The 22,152-nt window shown below is 63.8% G+C and carries 16 protein-coding genes; 13 read left to right on the top strand and 3 right to left on the bottom strand.

What is annotated here, in order from left to right; all coding sequences use genetic code 11:
• The first annotated feature begins 78 nt into the window (after positions 1 to 78).
• From B4F51_RS24655 to B4F51_RS14410, 4 genes are all read left to right on the top strand, one after another.
• Positions 79 to 1,050 carry an ABC transporter ATP-binding protein gene (locus B4F51_RS24655; RefSeq protein ID WP_414706772.1) on the top strand — a complete coding sequence of 324 codons (972 nt, stop codon included), beginning with the start codon at positions 79 to 81 and terminating at the stop codon, positions 1,048 to 1,050.
• 16 nt (positions 1,051 to 1,066) lie between these two features.
• On the top strand, positions 1,067 to 2,083 hold the full coding sequence (locus tag B4F51_RS14400; protein WP_296226591.1) for an ABC transporter permease: 1,017 nt from the start codon (positions 1,067 to 1,069) through the stop codon (positions 2,081 to 2,083).
• The gene (locus tag B4F51_RS14405; protein ID WP_296226592.1) at positions 2,080 to 2,859 is read left to right on the top strand and encodes an ABC transporter permease; all 780 of its coding nucleotides are present in this window, start codon (positions 2,080 to 2,082) and stop codon (positions 2,857 to 2,859) included. Before B4F51_RS14400 ends, B4F51_RS14405 begins: the two co-directional genes overlap by 4 nt.
• A gap of 95 nt (positions 2,860 to 2,954) precedes the next feature.
• Positions 2,955 to 3,980, top strand: coding sequence for a polyamine ABC transporter substrate-binding protein (locus B4F51_RS14410; protein ID WP_296226594.1), 1,026 nt, complete (start codon positions 2,955 to 2,957; stop codon positions 3,978 to 3,980).
• 39 nt (positions 3,981 to 4,019) lie between these two features.
• Here B4F51_RS14410 and glgX read toward each other — a convergent pair whose 3' ends face one another.
• On the bottom strand, positions 4,020 to 8,021 hold the full coding sequence (gene glgX, locus B4F51_RS14415) for a glycogen debranching protein GlgX (protein WP_296226596.1): 4,002 nt from the start codon (positions 8,019 to 8,021) through the stop codon (positions 4,020 to 4,022).
• Positions 8,022 to 8,029: 8 nt separating this feature from the next.
• Positions 8,030 to 10,243: a 1,4-alpha-glucan branching protein GlgB gene (gene glgB, locus B4F51_RS14420; RefSeq protein ID WP_349676283.1), complete on the bottom strand. Its 2,214-nt coding sequence runs from the start codon at positions 10,241 to 10,243 to the stop codon at positions 8,030 to 8,032.
• A 404-nt stretch (positions 10,244 to 10,647) separates the two neighbouring features.
• Between glgB and glgA the strand changes: the two genes are divergently transcribed.
• The 3 genes from glgA (at position 10,648) to B4F51_RS14435 (ending at position 15,053) form a co-directional block, all read left to right on the top strand.
• On the top strand, positions 10,648 to 12,273 hold the full coding sequence (gene glgA / locus B4F51_RS14425) for a glycogen synthase GlgA (RefSeq protein ID WP_296226599.1): 1,626 nt from the start codon (positions 10,648 to 10,650) through the stop codon (positions 12,271 to 12,273).
• A 19-nt stretch (positions 12,274 to 12,292) separates the two neighbouring features.
• On the top strand, positions 12,293 to 14,794 hold the full coding sequence (glgP, locus tag B4F51_RS14430) for an alpha-glucan family phosphorylase (protein WP_296226600.1): 2,502 nt from the start codon (positions 12,293 to 12,295) through the stop codon (positions 14,792 to 14,794).
• Between the two features lie 88 nt (positions 14,795 to 14,882).
• On the top strand, positions 14,883 to 15,053 hold the full coding sequence (locus B4F51_RS14435) for a hypothetical protein (protein WP_296226601.1): 171 nt from the start codon (positions 14,883 to 14,885) through the stop codon (positions 15,051 to 15,053).
• 31 nt (positions 15,054 to 15,084) lie between these two features.
• Here B4F51_RS14435 and B4F51_RS14440 read toward each other — a convergent pair whose 3' ends face one another.
• On the bottom strand, positions 15,085 to 15,942 hold the full coding sequence (locus B4F51_RS14440; RefSeq protein WP_296226602.1) for a FadR/GntR family transcriptional regulator: 858 nt from the start codon (positions 15,940 to 15,942) through the stop codon (positions 15,085 to 15,087).
• Between the two features lie 354 nt (positions 15,943 to 16,296).
• Here B4F51_RS14440 and B4F51_RS14445 point away from each other — a divergent pair, with 354 nt between their 5' ends.
• The 6 genes from B4F51_RS14445 to B4F51_RS14470 all read left to right on the top strand — a co-directional run bounded on the left by B4F51_RS14445 (position 16,297) and on the right by B4F51_RS14470 (position 22,141).
• Positions 16,297 to 17,496: an ABC transporter substrate-binding protein gene (locus B4F51_RS14445; protein ID WP_296226604.1), complete on the top strand. Its 1,200-nt coding sequence runs from the start codon at positions 16,297 to 16,299 to the stop codon at positions 17,494 to 17,496.
• Positions 17,497 to 17,576: 80 nt separating this feature from the next.
• Positions 17,577 to 18,434, top strand: coding sequence for a branched-chain amino acid ABC transporter permease (locus tag B4F51_RS14450; RefSeq protein ID WP_296226606.1), 858 nt, complete (start codon positions 17,577 to 17,579; stop codon positions 18,432 to 18,434).
• Positions 18,434 to 19,402: a branched-chain amino acid ABC transporter permease gene (locus B4F51_RS14455; protein ID WP_296226608.1), complete on the top strand. Its 969-nt coding sequence runs from the start codon at positions 18,434 to 18,436 to the stop codon at positions 19,400 to 19,402. The genes B4F51_RS14450 and B4F51_RS14455 overlap by 1 nt, the downstream gene beginning before the upstream one ends.
• On the top strand, positions 19,399 to 20,169 hold the full coding sequence (locus B4F51_RS14460; RefSeq protein ID WP_296226610.1) for an ABC transporter ATP-binding protein: 771 nt from the start codon (positions 19,399 to 19,401) through the stop codon (positions 20,167 to 20,169). Before B4F51_RS14455 ends, B4F51_RS14460 begins: the two co-directional genes overlap by 4 nt.
• A gap of 8 nt (positions 20,170 to 20,177) precedes the next feature.
• A complete protein-coding gene (locus B4F51_RS14465; RefSeq protein ID WP_296226621.1) occupies positions 20,178 to 20,882 on the top strand; it encodes an ABC transporter ATP-binding protein in 705 nt (234 codons plus the stop codon).
• Between the two features lie 14 nt (positions 20,883 to 20,896).
• Positions 20,897 to 22,141 carry a Zn-dependent hydrolase gene (locus tag B4F51_RS14470; RefSeq protein ID WP_296226611.1) on the top strand — a complete coding sequence of 415 codons (1,245 nt, stop codon included), beginning with the start codon at positions 20,897 to 20,899 and terminating at the stop codon, positions 22,139 to 22,141.
• Positions 22,142 to 22,152: the final 11 nt, after the last annotated feature.

Genomic DNA, 22,152 nt, shown 5'->3' on the forward strand with positions numbered 1-22,152 from the left:
ACACGAAATTACTGACAGGCCCATGCTGGCGAGTTCTTCACGCTCGTCGGGCCGTCCGGCTGCGGGAAAACGACCCTGTTGAGGCACATTGGCGGTTTCCTGGAGCCCGATGCAGGCGACATCCTCTTCGATGGCGCAGACATGGCGGGTGTCGCGCCGGAATGCCGGCCCATTCACACCGTGTTCCAGAGCTACGCTTTGTTTCCACACATGACGGTGGCGGGAAACATCTCGTTTCCGCTGCGCATGCGCAAGGCGCCTCGCCAGGAGATCGCGCAACGTGTAGCGGCATTGGTGGAAGACGTACGCCTGCAGGGCTACGAAGCCCACTATCCGCACGAGCTTTCCGGCGGCCAGCGCCAGCGGGTTGCCATCGCACGGGCTCTGGCGGCCAACCCGCGTCTGCTGTTGCTGGATGAACCGCTGTCAGCACTGGATGCGGCCTTGCAAGCGCAGATGCAGCACGAGCTGATCGCCTTGCAGCAGCAGATCCAGGTGGCGTTCGTGTATGTGACGCACGATCAGGTGCATGCATTGGCGCTTTCGCAGCGTATTGCCGTCATGCAGGAGGGCCGGATCATTCAGGTTGGCACGCCCGAGGCACTGTATAGCCACCCGGCGTCGCGCTTCGTTGCTGGTTTTATTGGCGCCTGCAACTTGTTGGAAGGGACGGTGCAAGCCAATGTCGACGGATTTGCGCACGTCAGCGTCGACGGTATCGGCTTGACGCGTGTTCCGGCAACCGAAGCCGTGACGGCCGGCAGCCGCGGAACGCTTGCGATTCGTCCGGAGCAAATCCTCCTGCGGCATGTCGAACCGGCGCAAACCAGCACGGACGCAAGAAGCAAGGGCGAGGCCATCATGGGGGGGACGATTCGCGGTCGGCTCTATCAGGGCGACGTCACGCTGTATACGGTTGAACTCACCAGCGGCCTACGCCTGCAGGCCTTGATCGCCAACGCGGTATTGGACGAGGCCAGCCAATTCCGGCAAGGCGATCCGGTCGAGTTGAGCTGGCCTGCGGCATCTGGGGTGTTCCTGTGCCACTGATGGATTGCGGATCGCCATGAAACCGCACGCGGACGGGTTGATGCGGTACCTGGCATGGGGTGTGCCCGTGCTGTATCTGCTCGCCCTGTTTGCGTTGCCGACCGCCATCATGCTGGCGGCAGCCTTTCGTCTGCCCGGGGAAAGCGGAGGTCTGGTGCCATTCTTCTCGACCGAGGGTGGGCGCGTCACGCTCACCGAAGCCGCGCGCCAGGGCCAGTGGCAGGCGTTGTTCACGCTCGACAATGTCGAGACCCTCTTCAGTAGCCCCATCTATGCCTGGCTGTTCCTGAAGTCCGCCGGCTATGCGGCGCTGACGACCCTGATCTGCTTGCTGGCTGCCTATCCGCTGGCATGGGTGATTGCCAAGAGCGTGGAACAACGGCGGAATCTTTTGCTGCTTCTGGTCATCCTGCCGTTCTGGTCCAATTTTCTGGTGCGCATCTATGCATGGATGATCATCCTGAGTCCGCGTGGCTACGTCATGCGTGGCCTCAACGGGCTTTTGATGTGGCTGGGAGCGCAGCCGATTCAGGTGCTCTTCACGCCTGCGGCGGTGATCGTTGTGTTGGTGTATGTGCATCTGCCGTTCATGGTGCTTCCGCTTTACGCCAACCTGGAAAAGCATGACCCTCTGTTGCTGGATGCCGCGCGTGATCTCGGTGCCAATGCCTGGCAGCGGTTCTGGCGGGTGACCTGGCCGCTATCGCTGCCCGGCGTATGGGCCGGCGCGGCGCTGGTATTCATTCCTTGCATCGGGATGTTCGCAGTCCCGGAATTGGTCGGCGGCACGCGAGCGATCATGATCGGCAACCTGATCAAGCAACAATTTCTCGATAGCCGGGATTGGCCGCTGGGCTCCGCACTTTCGCTGACGTTGGTGGGTGCGGTGCTGGTGATCATGGGCTTGGTTTCGCTGGCTGCCCGCCCACGCCGAGGCGGAGTGGCGCACGGCATCCGTCGCATGTTCGCCGCGCATCAGCGGATGCCACGCGGCGCCACCCCTATGCCGATGGCGCGGAGGAAGTTGCCATGAAGAAAGCCCATCAAGGCTGGCCATGGGCGTTCGGCACCGCCGCCTATGTCTTCCTCTATGCACCGCTTGTGCTCGTGGTGGTCTATTCCTTCAACGACTCACGTCTGAACGCCGAATGGACGGGCTTCACGCTGACGTGGTATCGGGTCTTGGCCAACGATGCGGCCATGCTGCGGGCGGCGGGAAATTCTCTGCTGATCGGCATTGCCGCGGCATGCTTTGCCAGTGCGCTCGGCACCCTTGCGGCTTTCGCACTGTATCGATACCGCCCGCCTCTCCTGACGTTCTTGGTGATTGCGCCGATCGCCATGCCCGAGGTGTTGATGGGCGTTTCACTGCTGCTGTTCTTCGCGGCCATCGATCTGGAACTCAGCCTGCTCACGGTCATGCTGGCACACATCACGTTCTGCATCGGCTTTGTCGCCGTGGTGGTGCGCTCGCGCCTGGAAGGGCTGGATGACAGCCTGATCGACGCGGCACGCGATCTTGGCGCCACGCCCATGCAGGCGGTCTGGCATGTGGTGCTGCCACTGATTCTTCCGGGCGTGATCGCTGGCGCCCTGCTGGCGTTCACCCTGTCCATGGACGACTTTGTGGTGACGTTCTTCACCGCCGGCGCGGGCCAGTTGACGCTGCCGATCCAGATCTACTCCATGATCCGCATCGCAGTCACGCCGGAGGTCAATGCTGTCTCGTCCATCCTGATGCTGATTACGCGTGCAGCCTCGCTTGCCGCATTTCGTATCTCACGCGATATCTGGAGGGCAGGTCAATGAAGATGGATCTCTTTGGGAGAGGCGGTCAGGCGGGCTTTTGCGGACGGGGAAGATGGCATTGCAATCTGCTGCTTAGCCTGCTGCTTGCACTCCCCATGCAATGGGCGTTGGCCGATGCGGAATTGAATGTGTTCAACTGGAACAACTCGCTATCCATGGACACGTTGGAGCGGTTCCAAACGGAATGCCGCTGCAAGGTCAACATCACCTATTACGGCTCCATGGAAGAGGCACTGGCCAAACTGGCTGGGGGCGCGCGTGGTTTCGATGTCATTGGGCCAAGCAACTACGGGATTCCGGCGCTGGTGAGGCTCGGCCTGCTGCAGCCGTTGAACAAGCAGGCCATTCCCAACGCCGTCAACATTGATCCGGCTTACCTTGATACGCCGCTGGACCCGCATAACGTGTATTCATTGCCCTACGACTTCACCATCACGCTCATCGGATACAACGAAACGCGGCTGCGTGAGCTCGGGCTGAACGCGGCGTCGTGGTCGCTGGTGTTCGATCCCAAGATCCTGGCCAAGATCCGGGGGAAGGTAACGGTGCTGGATGATCCGCGCGAAGTGATTGCGGAGGCGTTGCGCTACAAGGGCTATTCGGCCAATTCGACAGACCCAGCGCAGTTGCGCGAGGCAGTTGCGGCCATCCGTGCCGCCTTGCCTTATTGGGCTGCGTTCAACAGCCAGAGCTACATTCGTGAGTTGACCGTGGGCAATATCTGGGTGGTGCTGGGCTATTCGAATGACATCTTCCAGGCCAAGATGGACGCCAAGCGGGTCAAGCGGCCGTTTTCCATCGGTTATTCCTTGCAGAAAGAGGGGAACGGGATGACTGGCGACAGCTTTGTCGTGCCCAAGTCCGCCAAGCATCCCGAGCTTGCGCATCAGTTCATCAACTTCATGCTGCAGGGGCAGGTTGCCGCACAGTTGACCAATACCCTCGGCTCCGGCAACCCCAATCGCGCTGCGCGCCCATACATTCGCCCGGAGCTTCTGTCCGAACCCACCATCACCCCAGGCCCGGAAGAGCGGAAGCGGCTCGAGCAACTGACCGATCTCGACAGCCAGACGCGCCGAGCCTGGAACCGCGCATGGACGGAGTTGAAGATGGGGCGTTGACGAGGATGTCAGCGCTATGGCTGTAGTCTCTCTGCTTCGTCAGACCTCGCGCGCCTGTGGTCCGGCACGCTGGCAAAAGATCGCAGCCAGTTCGCCCATGCGCGGATCGCCCGCCAGCGCTTCGATGGTCGTTGGCAGGCGCTGGCGCCAGTTGGGGGCCTCGTCACCCAGTCCGGGCAGGTTTGCCTGGCGTGCCATGCCCACCACGTCTTCAATCTGGACGATCACGAGCCGGCTGGCGCTGGCCGCGAGGAATCGGTGCATGGCGAGAGTCAGTGCCGCCGCATCGCCGGTTTCTCCGTATGGCGCGAGCGCCGTGCGTAGCGCGTTCAGTGTCTGGCTGCGTTCATTGCGAGCGGCATCGGCCTGAGCAGGTGACGCGAATAGCTTGCGCGCCTGGCGTTCGTCCAGGTCCGCGCGGGACAGGAAGCCCGTAATGGTCGGCAGATCGTGCGTGGAGGCTGAAGCGACCGCCAGCGGTGCATAGTCACTTGGCGGAGTGAAATTGCCGCCATGGCCACGCTCAAAGTATTGAACGCGATAGCCAAATATCCGGGCTGCGGCCATGCGTTCTCGCAGGCCGGGCGGGACATTGCCAAGATCCTCGCCGATCACCATGCAGCGATTGCGCATGCTGGCCTCCGCCACCCGCTGCAATAGCGCGTCGAAGGGGTACACCACGTAGGCGCCCTGGTCGGGGGACTCGCCGCGCGGTATCCAGAATTGGCGCATCAACCCTAGAACGTGGTCGAGGCGGATGGCGCCGGCGTCGCGCATTGCCGCATCGAGCAGCGCATCGAACGGTGCGTAGTCAAGTTCAGCAAGCCGCAGCGGTTTCCACGGCGGTGCGCCCCAGCGCTGGCCCTTGGGGGCGAAGGCGTCCGGCGGCGCGCCAAGCTCGGCATCCAGCGCCAGCAGTCCGGGCCACGCCCAGGCCTCGGCGCTGTGTAGATCCGTACCCAAGGCCAGGTCGGCGATCAGGCCGATTTCCATGCCGGCGCGACGTGCCCGGCTCGCCGCCTGTTGCCATTGCCGACGGGCCTGCCATTGCAGAAAGGCAAAGAACTCAACGCGGGACTGATGCGAGTCTTCGAACGCTGCGACCGCATCGGAATCCGGCGCACGGAACGCTGCCGGCCATTGTGCCCACGGCACTGGGCGGCCGTGCTGTTGCATGACCCATTCATCCAGCGCTTCGAACAGGGCATATGCGTGCAGCGGTGCGCCAGCTTCGCGCTGGAACTGCAGGAAGGCCTTGCCTTCTGCGCTTGGCGTCGCGCCCAGATGGAGGCGACTGAAAGCATCGTGCAGCAGCGCGAGTGCCTGCAGCTTGAGTGCGGCAACGGCCGGGTAGTCGACGAGTGCGGCTGATTCAAGGCGCGCGAGTTCGGCACGAATGTCGGTTCGCCCAATGAAGCTGAGGTATGCCGGCGGCGGTTCGGCCCCAGCCGCCTGCTGGACCGAGATCAGCAAGGGATTGAGCATCAGGCGGCTGCTTGGCGCATAGGGCGAGGCACAGTGAGGCCTGGATAGCGCGAGCGCGTGCACTGGGCTCAGCAGGATGCCGGCTGCGCCGGCGCGACCGGCAACGTCGATCAGGCGCGCGAGATCCTCGAAGTCGCCGATGCCCCAACTCTGGGTGGAGCGTAACCCATAGACCTGCGCGGAGAGTGCCCAGCGCCCCGGTGCTTCAGCCAGGCCGGGGGGCAACCAGCATGTCGGCGCGGATTCGGATGCTGCGACGCTTCGGGCTTGACGCGGGTGTGGTGTCTCGCATGCGGCCGCCTTGATCAGCCTGACCAAGGCTTGTGCTGGCACCTGCCGCCGGATGCCGCTGATATCGGTGTACTCGTCGAGAATGCCGGCCTTGCGTGCGCGCATCGCCAACACCTGCGGCACGCCGAGTTCGCGCACGCCAGACGGCATAAGGGCGAGCAAGCCTGCGGCGGGAACGGCAACGGTGTCGCCGCCACCATGCAATGCGGCTGCCTCCGGATACCCGGGCGCCGCGCTGTCCAGCACGCGAATCCAATCGTGTCCGTCGTGGGGCGGAGGGAGCCGGAAATGCATCGGATGGCCGCCAGGGTTCAAGGCGAGATACAGTTGCGCGCGTGCGCCATCCGCATCTGTACCGGTGGCAGCGTCAGTGAGCAGGACGGCGAGACCGCGCTGCGCGTCGTGGCTCCAGTCGTCCTGCGTCAGTTCGTGGCCGTCCGCGCGTAGCCAGGCGATGTCTTTGAGCCCGGGGGCGTCAGGAAGCGGATGGCCATCGAAGAATCGGGCGTCCCTCAGGCGTGGCAGCCCGCGGCGAAGGGAAACGGCCCGATGCACGAATGCGACGAGGTCGCGCTGCGGGTCTTCCAGTGCTGACCAATCCAGCCAACTGATCGGGTTGTCCTGGCAGTAGGCGTTGTTGTTGCCTTGCTGGGTACGGGACAGTTCATCGCCGGCCAGCAACAGGGGCGTGCCGAGCGAAAGCAGCAGCGTCCCTAACAAGGATTGGCGCAAGCGCCGCCGATGCGCGAGGACATCCGCTTTGTCGGTATTGCCCTCGACGCCGCTGTTGCTGCTCCAGTTGCAATTGTTGCCATCCCGGTTGTGCTCTCCGTTGGCTTGATTGTGTTTGTGCGTATAGGCAGTCAGGTCTGCAAGGGTGAAGCCGTCATGCACGCAGACGAAGTTGACGCTCGCATTGGGCGATCGGCCGCTCGCAGCAAACAGATCGCTCGAACCGGAAAGGCGTGTGGCAAATTCACCCGTCATGCCGTGATCGCCGCGCCAGAAGCGTCGGGCGGCATCGCGGTAGCGGTCATTCCATTCCACGAACGGGGCGGGGAACTGGCCAAGAAAATTGCCCGACGCACCTAAGTCCCAGGGTTCAGCGATGAGTTTCAATTGGCGCAGATCGGGGTCGTCAAGAATCGCTTGCAGTAGCGGCGCCTCTGGGTCGAACACGCCGTCGTGCCCGCGTGCGAGCGCTGGGGCAAGGTCGAAACGAAAACCATCGACGCCGATCTCGCAGGCCCAATAGCGCAGCGCGGCGTGCACCAGGTCGACCACAACCGGCTGCGACAGGTCGAGCGTGTTCCCGCAGCCCGTGAAGTCCTGGTAGAGCGCTGGCCGGTCGGGCAACAGCCGATAGTAGATGCTGTTGTCGAGTCCTCGGTAAGCAAGTGTCGGCCCGCGCGCGCCCCTTTCGGCCGTATGGGCGAAAACGACGTCGAGGATGATCTCGATACCGGCCTCGTGCAGGCGATCGATGGTGCGGGCGAACACAGCCACGCCACCTTCGCCGACGTAGGGTTCGTGCATCGCCAGTGGCGCGATCGGGTTATAGCCCCAATAGTTGTGCAACCCGTGATTGACCAGGTGCGCCTCATTCAGGAACGCCGTGACGGGAAGCAATTCGATGGCGGTCACGCCCAGTGTCTTCAGGTGCGCGATGACCGCAGGCTCGGCCAATGCGGCAATCGTGCCGCGCAGTTGCGATGGCACGCCAGGGTGATGCATGGTGAAGCCGCGCACGTGCAGTTCGTAGAGCACGGTGTCGGCCCAAGGAGTGAGCAGCCTTGGCGGCCTCGCCCGGCGGGCAAGCTCAGGCGGCGTGATGACGCGGCATTTGGGCACATATGGTGCGCTGTCGCGAGCGTCGAAAGACAGCGCACCGTCGCCGGCGTCGTCGGCTTGGTAGCCGAACACCGCATCGTGCCAGACAAAGGTACCGCTCAATGCACGGGCATAGGGATCGAGCAGCAGCTTGTGCGGATTGAAGCGATGGCCTTCAGAAGGCCGATAGGGGCCGTGCGCGCGGTAACCGTAGACCAAACCTGGGCGGGCTCCGGCAAGGTAGCCGTGCCAGACATCGCCAGTGCGTGATGGCAGCGCCAAGCGATGGGTTTCGTGCTGCCCTGCGTCATCGAACAAGCACAGCTCCATCTTCTCGGCATGCTTGGAGACCACAGCAAAATTGATGCCTTGCCCGTCCCAATGCGCCCCGAGTGGCGAGGGCGTTCCGGCATCGAGAATTGCGCGCGGTGCCATCGACTTGCCTAGCCTGGAGGAAGCAGGATCAGCGCGCTCAGCGGCGGTAGCGTCAAGGCGAGCGAATGGGGCTCGCCATGCCACGGCATCGATGCGCTGTTTGCAATACCGGCGTTGCCGAGGCCGCTGCCTCCGTATTCGATGGCATCGCTGTTGAACACCTCGCGATACGCGCCTGCAACCGGAACGCCGAGGCGGTAGTCGAGGCGAGGTACTGGTGTGAAGTTGCAGACGATCACGGCGAAATCACCGGGGTGGCTACCGATCCGTCGCCACGCCAGCACGCTCTGGTGGCTGTCGCTGCAGTCGATCCACCGGAAGCCACGGTCTTCGCAGTCGTTCTCATGGAGGCAGGCCAGCGTGCGGTACTGCCGATTGAGGTCGCGCAGCATGCGCTGCACGCCAGCATGTGCGGGATTGCTGAGCAAGTCCCAGTCCAGTTCGCTGTCGTGGTTCCATTCGCGCTCCTGGCCAATCTCTCCGCCCATGAACAGGAGCTTCTTTCCCGGCTGCGTGTACTGGAACGCCAGGTACAACCTGAGGTTGGCGAGCTGCTGCCACCGATCGCCCGGCATCTTGCTGAGCAGCGAGCGCTTGCCATGGACGACTTCGTCGTGCGAAAGCGGCAGCACGAAATTCTCGCTGAAGGCGTAGAGCAGTCCAAACGTCATCTGGTCGTGATGGAAGCGCCGGTGCACCGGGTTGTGTCGCATAAAAGCCAGCGTGTCGTTCATCCATCCCATGTTCCATTTGTAGTCGAAGCCCAGGCCGCCCACATGAGGCGGACGGGTGACCAGCGGCCAGGCTGTGGATTCCTCGGCAAGGGTGATGGCGCCGCCTGGTGCCTCGGTGTGCACCTGTTCGTTGAAGCGGCGCAGGAACGCGATGGCATCGAGGTTTTCGTTGCCACCCAAAGCGTTGGGCAGCCATTGCCCCGGCGCACGGTTGTAGTCCAGATAGAGCATCGAGGCCACTGCATCGGTGCGCAGGCCGTCGATGTGGAATTCACGCAGCCAATACAACGCGTTGGCGATCAGGAAGTTGGCCACTTCGCGCCGCCCGAGGTTGTAGACCAGGGTGTCCCATTCACGATGGTGTCCGATGCGCCGATCCTGGTGCTCGTAGAGGCAGGTGCCGTCGAAGCGCGCCAAGCCGTGCGAGTCCTGGGGGAAGTGCGCGGGCACCCAATCCAGCAAGACGCCGAGCCCCGCTTGGTGAGCCCGGTCAACAAAGCGGCGAAATGCATCGGGTTCGCCCCAGCGCGCGGAGGGCGCGAATAGCGCAGTCGGCTGGTAGCCCCAGGAGCCAGCAAACGGGTGCTCGGCAGGCGGCAGCAGCTCCAAGTGGGTGAAACCCATCTCCGCGGCATAGGGCACCAGCGTTTCGGCCAGTTTGTCGTAGCTGTAGCTGCGGCCGTCGGCATCGCGGCGCCAGGAATCCAGATGCACTTCGTAGACTGCAAGTGGCGCATCGGTTCGCTGCGCCTGGCCCCTGCGTGTCATCCAATCGGCATCAGTCCAGGCAAACGGGATGCCGCCGCACACGCGCGAGGCGGTGGCAGGCGGCACCTCGGTCTGAAAGGCATAAGGGTCGGATTTGAGGAGGAGATCGCCGTGGCGCGTGCGCACCTCGAATTTGTACAGCGTGCTGTCGCCGATGCCGGGTAGGAAGATTTCCCACACGCCGCACTCGATGCGTTGCCGCATGACATGCACACGCCCATCCCAATGGTTGAACGGGCCAACGACGCTCACGCGCAGGGCGTTGGGTGCCCAGACAGCGAAGTTCACACCTTCAACGTCATTGAGTGTGCAGGGATGTGCACCCAGCCGCGTATATGCGCTCCAGTGCGTGCCCTCCGCCAGCAGATGACAGTCGAGTTCACCCAGCCACGGAGGGAACGCATAAGGATCGTGAATCTCGCGCACGCCATCGGCGTCGGTCACGCGCAAGCGGTAGTCGAAGCGGCCGTGTGGCGCGTGAATCGTATTTGCAAAGAAGCCGCGCGGATCGATCTGTGCCAGGACAGCGCGCACGGTTCCGTTTCCGGGTTCGATCACTTCCACGCTGCTCGCGTTGGGCAGCAAGCAACGCACCGTCACCTGATCCTTTGCCGGGCCCGCGTGCATGCCGAGCACCGCGTATGGATCGCCATGCTCGCCTTGCAGCAGGCGTCTGACGTCGGCGCGGCTGGTTGCTGTGACGGGCAGATCCCCAGCGATGCCACGCGCTGTGAGCGCTGCACGATGTGTCGAACGCAAGCTCGCCCCCCTTTTGGTGGAACACCGTACTGCAGTGGGCCGCTGAACGGCACGGCAACCGGCTCCGACACGAGCGGCACATATTCGGAAAACGGTCCCGCGCGGGCTATTCTTCAACGCGGACAAGCGGCGCCATGACCATCATAGATGGCGTGTGAGAAGGCGATAAAGATCATTGCCGAGGCAGATCGCGGGCGAAGGTGGCTGACTCCATCGCAATGCTGGGCGAGGACGCCAAGACGGTGGCATTCGCAGAATTGTTGATATGGCCCGCTTGATCCCAATCAACGCATTGCTCGCACCAGCTTACAGAATGACATTTCGACAAGAGGGTAATCAGGCCATCTTGAATGGAGCGTCAGCCTATGGAGACAACGATCGCTGCTGCGACTCCGCGCTCGCAGTGCAGCTCCCACCAGGATGGCGCGATACGGCTGCTGTTTGTGGCTTCCGAGGTCTTTCCGCTTGCCAAGACAGGCGGGCTGGCGGACGTGTGCAGCGCACTTCCCAAGGCACTCTCTCGTCTTGGCACCGATGTGCGCTTGCTGATGCCGGGCTATCCGAGCGCATTGGAGCGTATCGTTGCGCCGCACGTTGAGGCGGACTTGGGCGAATTGCTGCCTGGTACCCGTGTTCGCTTGGTTTCCGGATGGATGCCGGATTCAGACCTTCCTGTATGGCTGGCCGACTGTCCGGAACTGTTTGGCCGCACCGGTACCCCGTACCAGGATGTGGAAGGGCGCGACTGGGAAGACAATGCGCTGCGCTTTGGCACCCTGTGTCACGTCGCCGCCAGAGTGGCGTTGGGTCAGGGAACCCCGGGCTGGCGGGCGGATATCGTTCATGCGAACGACTGGCATACGGGGCTGGTGCCGCTCCTGCTGTCCTTCAGTGGGCCCAAGCGGCCTCGCACCGTCTTTACCGTGCACAACGCAGCATTCCAGGGCAACTTCCCGCTCGACCAGGCCGAGCTGCTCGGCCTGCCGCAGGGGGTGCTGGGCGTCAGCGGAATCGAGTTCTACGGACGGCTTTCCTTCCTCAAGGCGGGCGTCCGGTATGCAGATAAGGTGACCACGGTCAGTCCGACCTACGCGAGGGAGATTTGCTCGCCCGAGTTTGGCTGTGGCATGGAAGGCGTGTTCAAGGCCAGGGGCCGCGACCTGACAGGCATCCTGAACGGAATCGATACCGAGCTTTGGGACCCCCGCACCGACCCTCACCTGCGGCACCATTACTCAAGCGACGATGTGCGCGGCAAGCGATCCTGTAAAGCCGAACTGCAGAAAGGCGTGTCATTGAATGCCGATACATCCGCACCGCTCGCCGTGTTCATCAGCCGCCTGACCGCGCAGAAGATGGCGGACGTCGTGCTGGAGCGGTTGCCTAGGATGATGACTTCGCATCCGCGGCTCCAGTTTGCCGTGCATGGGCGGGGGGATCGTACGCTGGAGGAAGGCTTCACCACGCTTGCGCGCCGATACCCGGGGCGCGCGTCGGTGCAGATCGGCTATGACGAGGGGCGTGCGCATTGCCTTCACGCCGGCGCCGACATACTCCTGCACGGGTCGCGCTTTGAACCGTGCGGACTCACCCAGATGTACGCCATGCGCTACGGCACGATTCCGGTCGTGCGCCGGGTTGGCGGCTTGGCCGACAGCGTGCTCGATGCGGACGCGCATGATCAGCCCGTCTCGAGCGCAACCGGTTTTGTATTCGACGCGGCCACCAGCGAAGCCATGGAAGCCGCGCTCTCGCGCTGCCTGAACTTGTATGAGACGCGCCCCAGGAACTGGTCGCGGTTGCGAAAGCGAGCCATGTCTGTGGACTTCGGCTGGGCGTGCTCGGCCAGGGCCTACGCGCGTATCTATACGGAACTGACAGGCAAGCGTGCTTCGATGCCCGTGCAAGTTCCGTCGTCTGGGCCTGAGGAGAACGACGAGGTTTCGGCCGAACCGCAGGCGCCGATGGCTGACCAGCCGCCGGCCAGCTAATTGTGTTGAGGGTGTCTTCGTGTATGCGTTTCTGCCGCGCGTCTTGCCAGAACGTCTCTCGGCGTTGACCGAGCTGGCTCTGGATTTGCGCTGGACCTGGAACCACGCACTGGATGCGCTATGGAGAAGCGTCGACCCGGAGCTGTGGGAGCGCAGTCACAATCCGTGGGTCATCCTGCAGAACGTGCCGCAGGACCGTCTTGACGAGCTCGGACAGAACGGTGCCTTCCTGGAAGAGCTGGAGCGCGCCGTCGAGAATCGTGCCCGCTATCTTGGCGACCCCGGCTGGTTTTCAAAAAGGAGAACCGCCGACAGCCCACGAATGATCGCGTACTTCAGCATGGAGTTTGGCCTGAGCGAGGCGCTTCCGCTTTACGCGGGCGGGTTGGGCGTGCTGGCAGGTGACTACCTCAAGACCGCGAGCGACCTCGATGCGCCGGTGATCGGCGTTGGCCTGCTTTATCAGGAGGGCTATTTTCGCCAGATCATCGATGCCGCCGGGGTGCAGCGCGAAGCCTATCCGTATAACGATCCGACCAATTTGCCGATACAACCCGTGATCGGCCAGGACGGCGCGTGGCAGAAGATCGCATTGGCGTTGCCCGGGCGCAATCTGTATCTGCGGATCTGGCAGGCCAACCTTGGGCGTACGCGTCTGTACTTGTTGGACAGCAATGACGTGCGCAACGGTGCCGCCGATCGCGGCATTACCGCCAAGCTCTACGGCGGCAGCGCGGAAATGCGCCTGCTTCAGGAAATCGTGCTGGGCATCGGCGGCTGGACAATGCTCGAGGCGCTCGGCATCGATGTCGAGGTATGCCATCTCAACGAGGGCCATGCGGCGCTGCTCGTGCTGGAGCGTGCCCGACGATTCATGGGTCGCACCGGAACATCATTTCGCGAGGCCCTGTGGGCCACGCGGGCCGGCAATGTCTTCACCACACACACGCCGGTGCCAGCCGGATTCGACGCTTTCCCGCCATCGCTGATCTATAGCTACGGCCGTGAATATTTCAAGGCATTTGACCTTTCGCTGCGCGAATTTCTCGCGCTGGGTCGACGGAATCCCTTGGACGATCGGGAACCATTCAACACGACGTATCTGGCGCTGCGCGGCTGTGCACAGGCCAGTGCCGTCAGCCGCCTGCATGGAGAGGTCAGTCGACGCCTGTTCAGTGAGTTGTATCCGCGCTGGCCGCTGGAGGAGGTGCCTGTGCGCCATGTCACAAATGGCGTACACGTGCCGTCGTGGGACTCGGTATGGTCGGATGATTTCTGGACTTGTGCGTGCGGCAAGGACCGTTGGCTTGGCGCAACTGACGAATTCACCGAGCCCATATCCGCCTGCTCCGACGAGGCCTTGTGGACACTGGCCGCCAAGCAGCGTCACGACCTGGTGCGCCATGCCCGAGAACGCCTGGCGTGGCAGCTGGGCCAGCGTGGCGCCTCGGTGCAGGAGGTGTCGGAAGCGGCGCAAGTTCTCGACCCCAATATCCTGACGCTTGGGATGGCACGCCGTTTCGCCGCATATAAGCGGCCGAATCTGCTGCTGACCGACCGGGCGCGTCTGGCACGTCTGCTGACCGATGCGCAACGTCCCATGCAATTGATCATCGCCGGCAAAGCACACCCACAGGACGAGGAGGGCAAGGCGTTGATCCAGGAGTGGTTTGAATTCACGCACCGCCCGGAACTCCGCAGGCACGTGGTGCTGCTGGAAGACTACGACATGACGCTGGCGCAGCAGTTGGTGCAAGGTGTGGATATATGGATCAACACGCCGCGCAGGCTTTGGGAAGCGTGTGGCACGAGTGGCATGAAGACGCTATGCAACGGCGGGCTTAACGTGTCAAAACTGGACGGCTGGTGGGCCGAGGCTTACCAACCGGCATACGGATGGGCGATCGGCGGCCAGGAAGAATGCAGCGACGAAGCCGATGCCCAACATTTGTACCAACTGCTCGAAGAGGAAGTCGTGCCAGCATTTTACGAGCGCGATGCGCTCGGCGTTCCGCGTAGCTGGTTGCAGCGCGTGCGCGGCAGCATGGCGCACCTGGCGCCCAGATACAGCGCGAATCGGATGTTTGTCGAGTATCTGGCGCGCTTCTATCAACCTGCCGTTCACACGTATCGGCAGCGGAGCGAAGGCGGGGCATGCTTGGCGCGCGCATTGCATGCGTGGGACCTCGCGCTTGCCACCGAATGGCATCAAGTGCATTTCGGAGCCGTTGAGACGAAACGCGAGGGTGACCAGTGGAGCATCTGCGTTCCCGTGTACCTGGGCGAGATTGCGCCTGATTCTGTGAAGGTCGAGTTGTATGCCGCCGCCAGCGGAGACCTGCCTGCCGAATGTATCCCCATGGCGTCCGGCGGACCGATCGCGGGCGCGATCGAAGGGTACATCTTCTCCGCCTCGCTTCCAGCATTGCGTCCGGCGGATCACTACACGCCGCGGGTACGTGCCTGGCATGACAACGCGTTCCTTCCTGCGGAATCCGCGCTGATCGCGTGGCAGCGCTGAGCCTGGCGGTAACGGACGACGGATTTATCGGTTTGGCCAGCAGCAACCAACCAGGCAATCGCACCGGCTTGCCGTACGGCGAAGGGTCGTGCGAAGGATCGTTGTGCAGGAGGCCAACGATGGAAACCTCAAAGATGATCGCAGCGCTGTTCGGATGGCGATGCGAGCTGTTCAGGCCACCGGTGTGATGGCCGCCGCGGCAATCATTATTTTCCTGCTTGGTGCATTCCTTTCCTTCAAGGCATACCCTCGCGAATGAGGAAATCCGGTGACGCCGATTGACGGAATCGTCATGCCTCTTCGTTGCCGTTGCCGTTGCCGTTGCCGTTGCCGTGCTCGTCGATGAGCGGGCGGCTGCGGCGCGGCATCTCCGAATCGAGTACGAGACGGCCGTGCACGCGGCCCTTCATGCGCGTGACGTGGTGCGTGCAGTCTTCCATGTGCGTGCTCATGAGTTCGCGAACGCGCTCAGCGTCGCGCGCGCGGGCCGCGTCCAGAATCTGCCGGTGGAACTTGACGTTGGATGCGCCGAACTTGGCGTGGTCCTTGGGCGAGGTCTCGTTGCCGAACACCACAAGCTGCCGAATCATTTCGTTGATCAGCTCGCAGCAGAACCGCAGCATCGGGTTGGGATTGGCTGCGGCCAGGATGTCGTGAAAGCTCAGGTCTTCCTGGCGCTGGTCCAGCGGCGCGGCGGCCTTGGCTGATGCAGGGTCGCACAGGTCGATGGTGTGCTCGAGCGCGTGGAAGTCGTCGTCCGTGAGGTGCGGCACCGCGCCGGCGGCGAGTTCTGGCTCCAGCAAGCGGCGCACGGTGTAGACGTCCGCAATGCCGATGTCCTTGAAGAACAGGTAGTTCTGCATGAGCTGGAACGTGCGGTCCAGCGGCACCTCGACGATCGTGCCGCCGCCGGCCGGGCCCGTGCTCACGCTCACCAGCCCCTGCACCTCCAACGATTTCAGCGCCTCGCGGATGGTGCCCTTGCTCACGCCAAAGGTCTCCTGCAGCTTGATCTCCTGCGGGAGCTTGTCGCCCGGCTTGAGGTTGCGCTGCGTGATCAGCCGCTTGAGTTCTTCGGCAACGAGGTCGGCGCGCTTCTGCTTGCGGATGCCGATCGACGCCGTCTTGCCTGCTCCGAGTGTGGCCATGGATGTCCGTTCCTTGTTGCGCGCATTCTAACTGCGGGGCTTCGGCCGGCAGCGCATCCGGCTGGTGCATGCATGCCCACTGAGCGTGCGTGCGCACTGCTTTTCTACATCCTCATGCGCGACCGCAACCTTGCGCACCTTGGCGTAAACACCGACGCCTCCGTCGTTGACGCGGCGCCGATGCGACTTCTATGATGATTTCGCCTATTTATCATAACAAATATAAGAAACTGGTCCGGTTCTTGCTCGACTCGACGGTCGGCGAAAACCTCGCCGGTGAAGGCCAGGAGGAGGCGCCGCTACGGTGGCTCCAAGCGCTTGTTCTGTCCCACACACGAACCCAAGGAGTGCGCTTTGAATCGTCGAGACTTGCTCAAACTGGCGGCGCTGTCCGCCGTGCCCGCGTCGCTGCTGCAGGCCCGTTCCGCGTTTGCTGCCGATGCCATCGAACTGGGCTGCCCGGTGCCGATGTCCGGCGCCTTTGCCGCCAATGGCAAATTTGCCGACTTGGGCATGAAGCTGGCCGTGGAGCAGTACGGCAAGGTGCTCGGCCGCCCGCTGGCTTACAGCGTGCTCGACACCGAGGGCAAGCCGGCCACGGCCGTGCGCAAGGTGCAGGAACTCGCGCAGCAGAAGAGCGCGCGCTACTTCGCGGGCGGCATCCTCTCTTCCGAATCGCTGGCGATGGGAAAAGAGGCGGAGAAATTTGGCGGCGTGTTCATCACCACCGCCGGGGCGGATGAGATTACCGGCAAGGACTGCAACCGCGCCACGTTCCGTTGGTCGGTGCCGACCTACGGCGCCATCGAGCGCACTGTGCGCCCGCTGATCGAATCCCTGCCGAAGGCCAAGCGCTGGTACACCATCACGCCGCAGTACGTGTTTGGCGACGGGCTGCTCTCAGCGGCCAAGAACATCTTCAAGGAAAAGGGCATCGAGCATGTGGGCAACAGCTATCACGCGCTCACCGAGAAGGAATTCAGCGGCTACCTGACCAACGCGATGGCCGCCAAGCCCGACGTGCTGCTGATTCTCAACTTCGGCTCGCAATCGTCCGACACGCTGCGCCAGGCGGTGAGCTTTGGCATGAAGAAGAACACGACGATCCTGGTGGCGTGGGCGTCGGGCCTGGAGCAGTTCGAATCGCTGGGGGCGGACCTGTGCGACGGCGTGTACTTCGGCGCGCAGTACTGGCACGACGTGGATACGCCCGCCAACCGCGATCTCGTCAAGCGCACGCAGGCTGCGTTGAAGATGAACCCGAACTACAGCCTGGCGGGCTCTTACACCTGCACCAAGATCCTGCTCGACGCGATGGTCAAGGCAGGCAGCGCCGACCCGAAGGCCGTGATTGCCGCGCTGCAGGGCATGAAGTACGACGGCCTGACGGGCCCCGAAGAAATTCGCGCGGCCGACCATCAGGTGCTCAAGAACTACTACCTGCTCAAGGGCAAGCCCAAGAACCGCATGAAGGACAAGGACGACTTTGCCGAGGTGGTGTCGGTTGGCAAGGCGTTCCTGCCGGTTGAACAGACGCAGTGCAAGCTGGCCTGAGGGTCTGATCTGCCGCTCGCCCGGCTTCAATTGCTGAAGCGCGGGCGCTTGTCTTCCTGAGTGCCATTTCGGTCAACGCAATGAACGTCTACCTGCTCCAGGTCGTCAACGGCGTGGGGATCGGCATGCTCTACTTCCTGCTGGCAGTGGGGCTGTCGATCATCTTCGGGCTGTTGCGCTTCGTTAATTTCGCTCACGGCGCGTTCTATGCGCTGGGTGCGTATCTCTGCTTCGAGGCCCTGCAACTGGGCATGAACTTTTGGCTGGCGCTCGTGCTCGCGCCCATTGTCATTGGCGCGCTGGCCTGGGTGACGGAGAAGGTGCTGCTGCGCCACGTGTATGCGCAGGCGCACGAGTTCCACATCCTCATCACGGTGGGGCTGGCGCTGGCGGTGCAGGAGCTGATCATCGTTGCATGGGGGCCGCTGGGTGTGGATGTGCCGCCGCCCGACGCGCTGCAGGGCGTGGTGATGTGGGGCGATTTCGTCTACCCGAAATACCGCCTGTTCGTGATCGGCTTTACCGCCGTGCTGGCGCTTGCGCTGTGGTGGCTGCTGGAGGGCACGCGCCTCGGCAGCGCGGTGCGCGCGGGCAGTGAATCGACCGAGATGGTGTCGCTGCTCGGCATCAACGTGTTCCGGCTGTTCAGCCTGATGTTTGCGCTTGGCGCAGGCACGGCCGCAATGGCAGGTGTGCTGGCTGCGCCCATTCGCGGCGCGGAACCATTCATGGGTGTGGAGGCACTTGGTATCGCCTTCGTCGTGGTGGTGGTGGGCGGCATGGGCAGCTTTGCGGGGGCGCTGGTCGGCGGCCTGCTGGTGGGCATCGTGCAGAGCCTGATGAGCACGCTGTGGCCCGAGGGCGCGCGGCTGATGATCTACGTGGCGATGGCGGCCGTGTTGCTGCTGCGCCCGCACGGCCTGCTGGGGAGGGGATGATGCAAGCCGCATTCCAAGGACTCTCGCGCCACCGCTTCTGGTGGCTGGCGCTGGGCGTGACGTTGCTGCTGCCGTTGGTGTTGACCTCCGGCACGCTAGCCACCGAAGTGCTCGTCTACGCCATGGCTGTCGTGGCCTGCAACCTGCTGCTCGGCTACACGGGGTTGCTGTCGTTCGGGCAGGGCATCTTCTTCGGGCTGGGTAGCTATGCGGTCGGCATCGGCCTCACGCAGTTGGCTTTGCCGATGCCGGCGGCGCTGGGTTTGGCGGTGGTCGTCGGTGCGATCGTGGCGGCGGCGGTGGGCTGGTTTGCCATCCGCCAGCGCGGCACGTATTTCGTCATGCTCACGCTGGCGTTCTCGCAGATGTTCTACTTCCTGGCCTACACCACGCCGTCGCTAACGGGCGGGGATAACGGCCTGCTCGATATTCCGCGCCCGGCTTTTGCTGGGTCGCCGTGGGCGTTCTACGCGTTCGTCGCGGCGCTGTTCCTGGTGGTGTTCTTCCTCGTGCAGCGCGTGACCGAATCGGTATTCGGCCGCACGCTGCTGGCGATTCGCGACAACGAGGAACGTGCGCTCGCCGTGGGTTACAACGTGCGTGCATTCAAGCTGCTAGCGTTCGTCATCTCCGGTGCGGTCACCGGGTTGGCCGGCGCGCTGCACGCCATGCTCACGGGCATCGCGCCGCTGGCCAACATCGACTACCACGTCAGCGAAATGATCCTGGTGATGACCGTCATCGGTGGCACGGGCAATGTGTTTGCCTCGGTGCTGGGCGCGGCGTTCTATGTGCTGCTGTCGGATTGGCTTTCCACGTTGTGGCCGCGCTGGCTGATGCTGCTCGGTTTCCTGTTGATTGCGGTGAGCCTGTTCATGCAGCGCGGGCTGTTCGGACTCGGGCAGAAGCTGTGGCAACGCTTGCGCACGGCACGCACCGCACCGGCTGTTCAGGAGGAACGCGCATGAGCACCACGCCCATCCTGCAAGCCACGGGCATCGTCAAGCAATACGGCAAGTTCACCGCGCTGGGCGGCGTGGATTTGTGCGTGATGCCCGGCACGGTGCACTCCGTCATCGGCCCCAATGGCGCGGGCAAGACCACGTTGTTCCACATGCTCACGGGCACGCGCATGGTCACTGGTGGCAGCATTGTCTTCGACGGCCATGACGTGACGCGTGAGGCCGACTACCAGCGCGTGCAGCGCGGCATTGCACGTTCGTTCCAGGTGACGAGCCTGTTCCCGAGCCTGTCCGTGCGCGAGAACCTGCGCCTTGCGGCGCTCGGCACCACGCCGCGCCGCGCAATGCACGGCTGGCGCCTGCCGCACGGCGATCTGGCCTGCACCGATACGGTCGGCCGCGTGCTTGATCGGCTCGAACTGCCGCGCCTGGCCGATACGCCCGCCGCCGCGCTCTCGCACGGCCAGCAACGCCGGCTGGAAGTGGGCATGGCGCTGGCCGCCAACCCGCGCGCCATCTTCCTCGACGAGCCGACTTCCGGCATGGGCGTGGACGACCTGCCGGCCATGAAGGCGCTTATCCGTGGCTTGGCGCACGACCACACCGTCGTACTGATTGAGCACAACATGGACATCGTGATGGACATCTCCGACACCATCACCGTCATGCAGCAGGGCAAGGTGCTGATGGAGGGCACGCCCGATGCAGTGCGCGCAGACTCGCGCGTGCGTGCCGCCTACCTCGGCAACATGATCACGGGAGGCCAGAAGTGACAACGACGGTGATCCTCGACGTTGAAGACCTGCACGGCTATTACGGCAAGAGCCACGTGCTGCAGGGCGTGGCGCTCGCGGTGGGCGAGGGCGAACTGGTGACGCTGCTCGGCCGCAATGGCGCGGGCAAGTCGACCACGCTCAAGGCGATCGCGGGCGTGGTTACGCCGCGCGGCGGGCATGTGCGCTTTCGCGGCAAAGAGATCGCTGGGCAACCGCCGCATCGCATTGCCGCGCAGGGGCTGTGCCTGGTGCCGGAGCATCGCGGCATCTTCAAGCTGCTGACGGTGGAAGAGAACCTGAAGCTCGGCGCGCGGCGTGATTCGCCCTGGCAGTTGGCCGACATCTACCGCATCTTCCCGCGTCTGCACGAGCGGCGGCGCAACGGCGGCGCCAACCTCTCCGGCGGCGAGCAGCAGATGCTGGCCATCGGCCGCGCGCTGATGAACCACCCGCGCCTGCTGATGCTCGACGAGCCGGTGGAGGGGCTGGCGCCCGTCATCGTGGAAGAGATCGTCGCGCAGTTGAAGGCGATCAAGCAGGCGGGCGTGTCCATCCTGCTGGTCGAACAGAACCTGGAAGTCTGCACGCAACTGGCCGACCGCCACGTGATCATCGAACAGGGCCGCGTGGTCTACACCGGCACCAATGACGCTTTCCGCGCCGACGACGCCATCAAGGACCGCTATCTCGGCGTTGGCCTGGCCGCCTGACCAGAAGAGACAACATGACGACAGATACCCGACTCCAAATCAACGGCGCGCGCCTGTGGGACACGCTCATGCAGCAGGCGCGCATCGGTGCTACGCCCAAGGGCGGCGTGCGGCGCCTCGCATTGACCGATCTCGACCGCCAGGGCCGCGACTTCTTCGTCGCGCAGGCCGAGGCTGCCGGCTGCACCGTGCGCGTAGACGCCATCGGCAACCTGTTTGCGCGCCGCCCCGGCCGCAACAACGCGCTGCCGCCCGTGATGACCGGCAGCCATATCGACACGCAGCCCACCGGCGGCAAGTTCGACGGCAACTACGGCGTGTTCGCGGGCATCGAGGTCGTGCGCACGCTCAACGATGCGGGCATCGAAACCGAGGCGCCCATCGAAGTGGCCGTGTGGACGAACGAAGAGGGCTCGCGCTTCGTGCCGGTGATGATGGGCTCGGGCGCGTTCATTGGCGAGTTCGCGATGGATGCCGTGCTGGCCGCGCAAGACCGTGACGGCGTGACCGTGGGCGAGGCGCTGTGCAGCATTGGCTACGCGGGCAGCGAACCTGTGGGCGGCCGCGCCGTGGGCGCGTATTTCGAAGCGCATATCGAGCAGGGCCCCGTGCTGGAAGCGCACGGCAAGACGATTGGCGTGGTGACGGGCGCGCTCGGCCAGCGCTGGTACGACGTGGTCTTGACCGGCATGGAAGCGCACGCCGGCCCCACGCCCATGGAACTGCGCCGCGATGCGTTGCTGCCGGCAGCAGAACTGGTCGGCATCGTCAACCGCATCGCGCGGGAGCGTCCGCCGCATGCGCGCGCCACCGTGGGCTGCCTGAGCGTGCATCCTGATTCGCGCAACGTGATTCCGGGCCGCGTGTCGATGACGATCGACCTGCGCGCGGCGGACGATACCGTGCTCTCCGACATGGATGCCGTGCTGCATGACGCCGTGGCGGAACTGCGTGCGCGCAGCGGTATCGACATTGCGCTGCGCCAGGTCGTCTACTTCCCGCCGCAGCCGTTTGACGCGACGCTGGTGAATGCAGTGCGCAACGGCGCGCGCCAGCTCGGGTTGTCGGAGATGGACGTTATCAGCGGGGCGGGGCATGACGCGGTCTACCTTGCGCGCGTGGCGCCCACCGCCATGATCTTCGTGCCCTGCAAGGATGGCATCAGCCACAACGAGATCGAAGACGCCCGTCCCGAACATCTGGAGGCCGGCTGCAACGTGCTGCTGCACGCCGTGCTGCAAGCCGCTGGTCGCCCCTGATCTGCACAACC

The organism is Ralstonia sp. UBA689, from assembly GCF_002298975.1.
Taxonomy (GTDB): Bacteria; Pseudomonadota; Gammaproteobacteria; order Burkholderiales; family Burkholderiaceae; genus Ralstonia.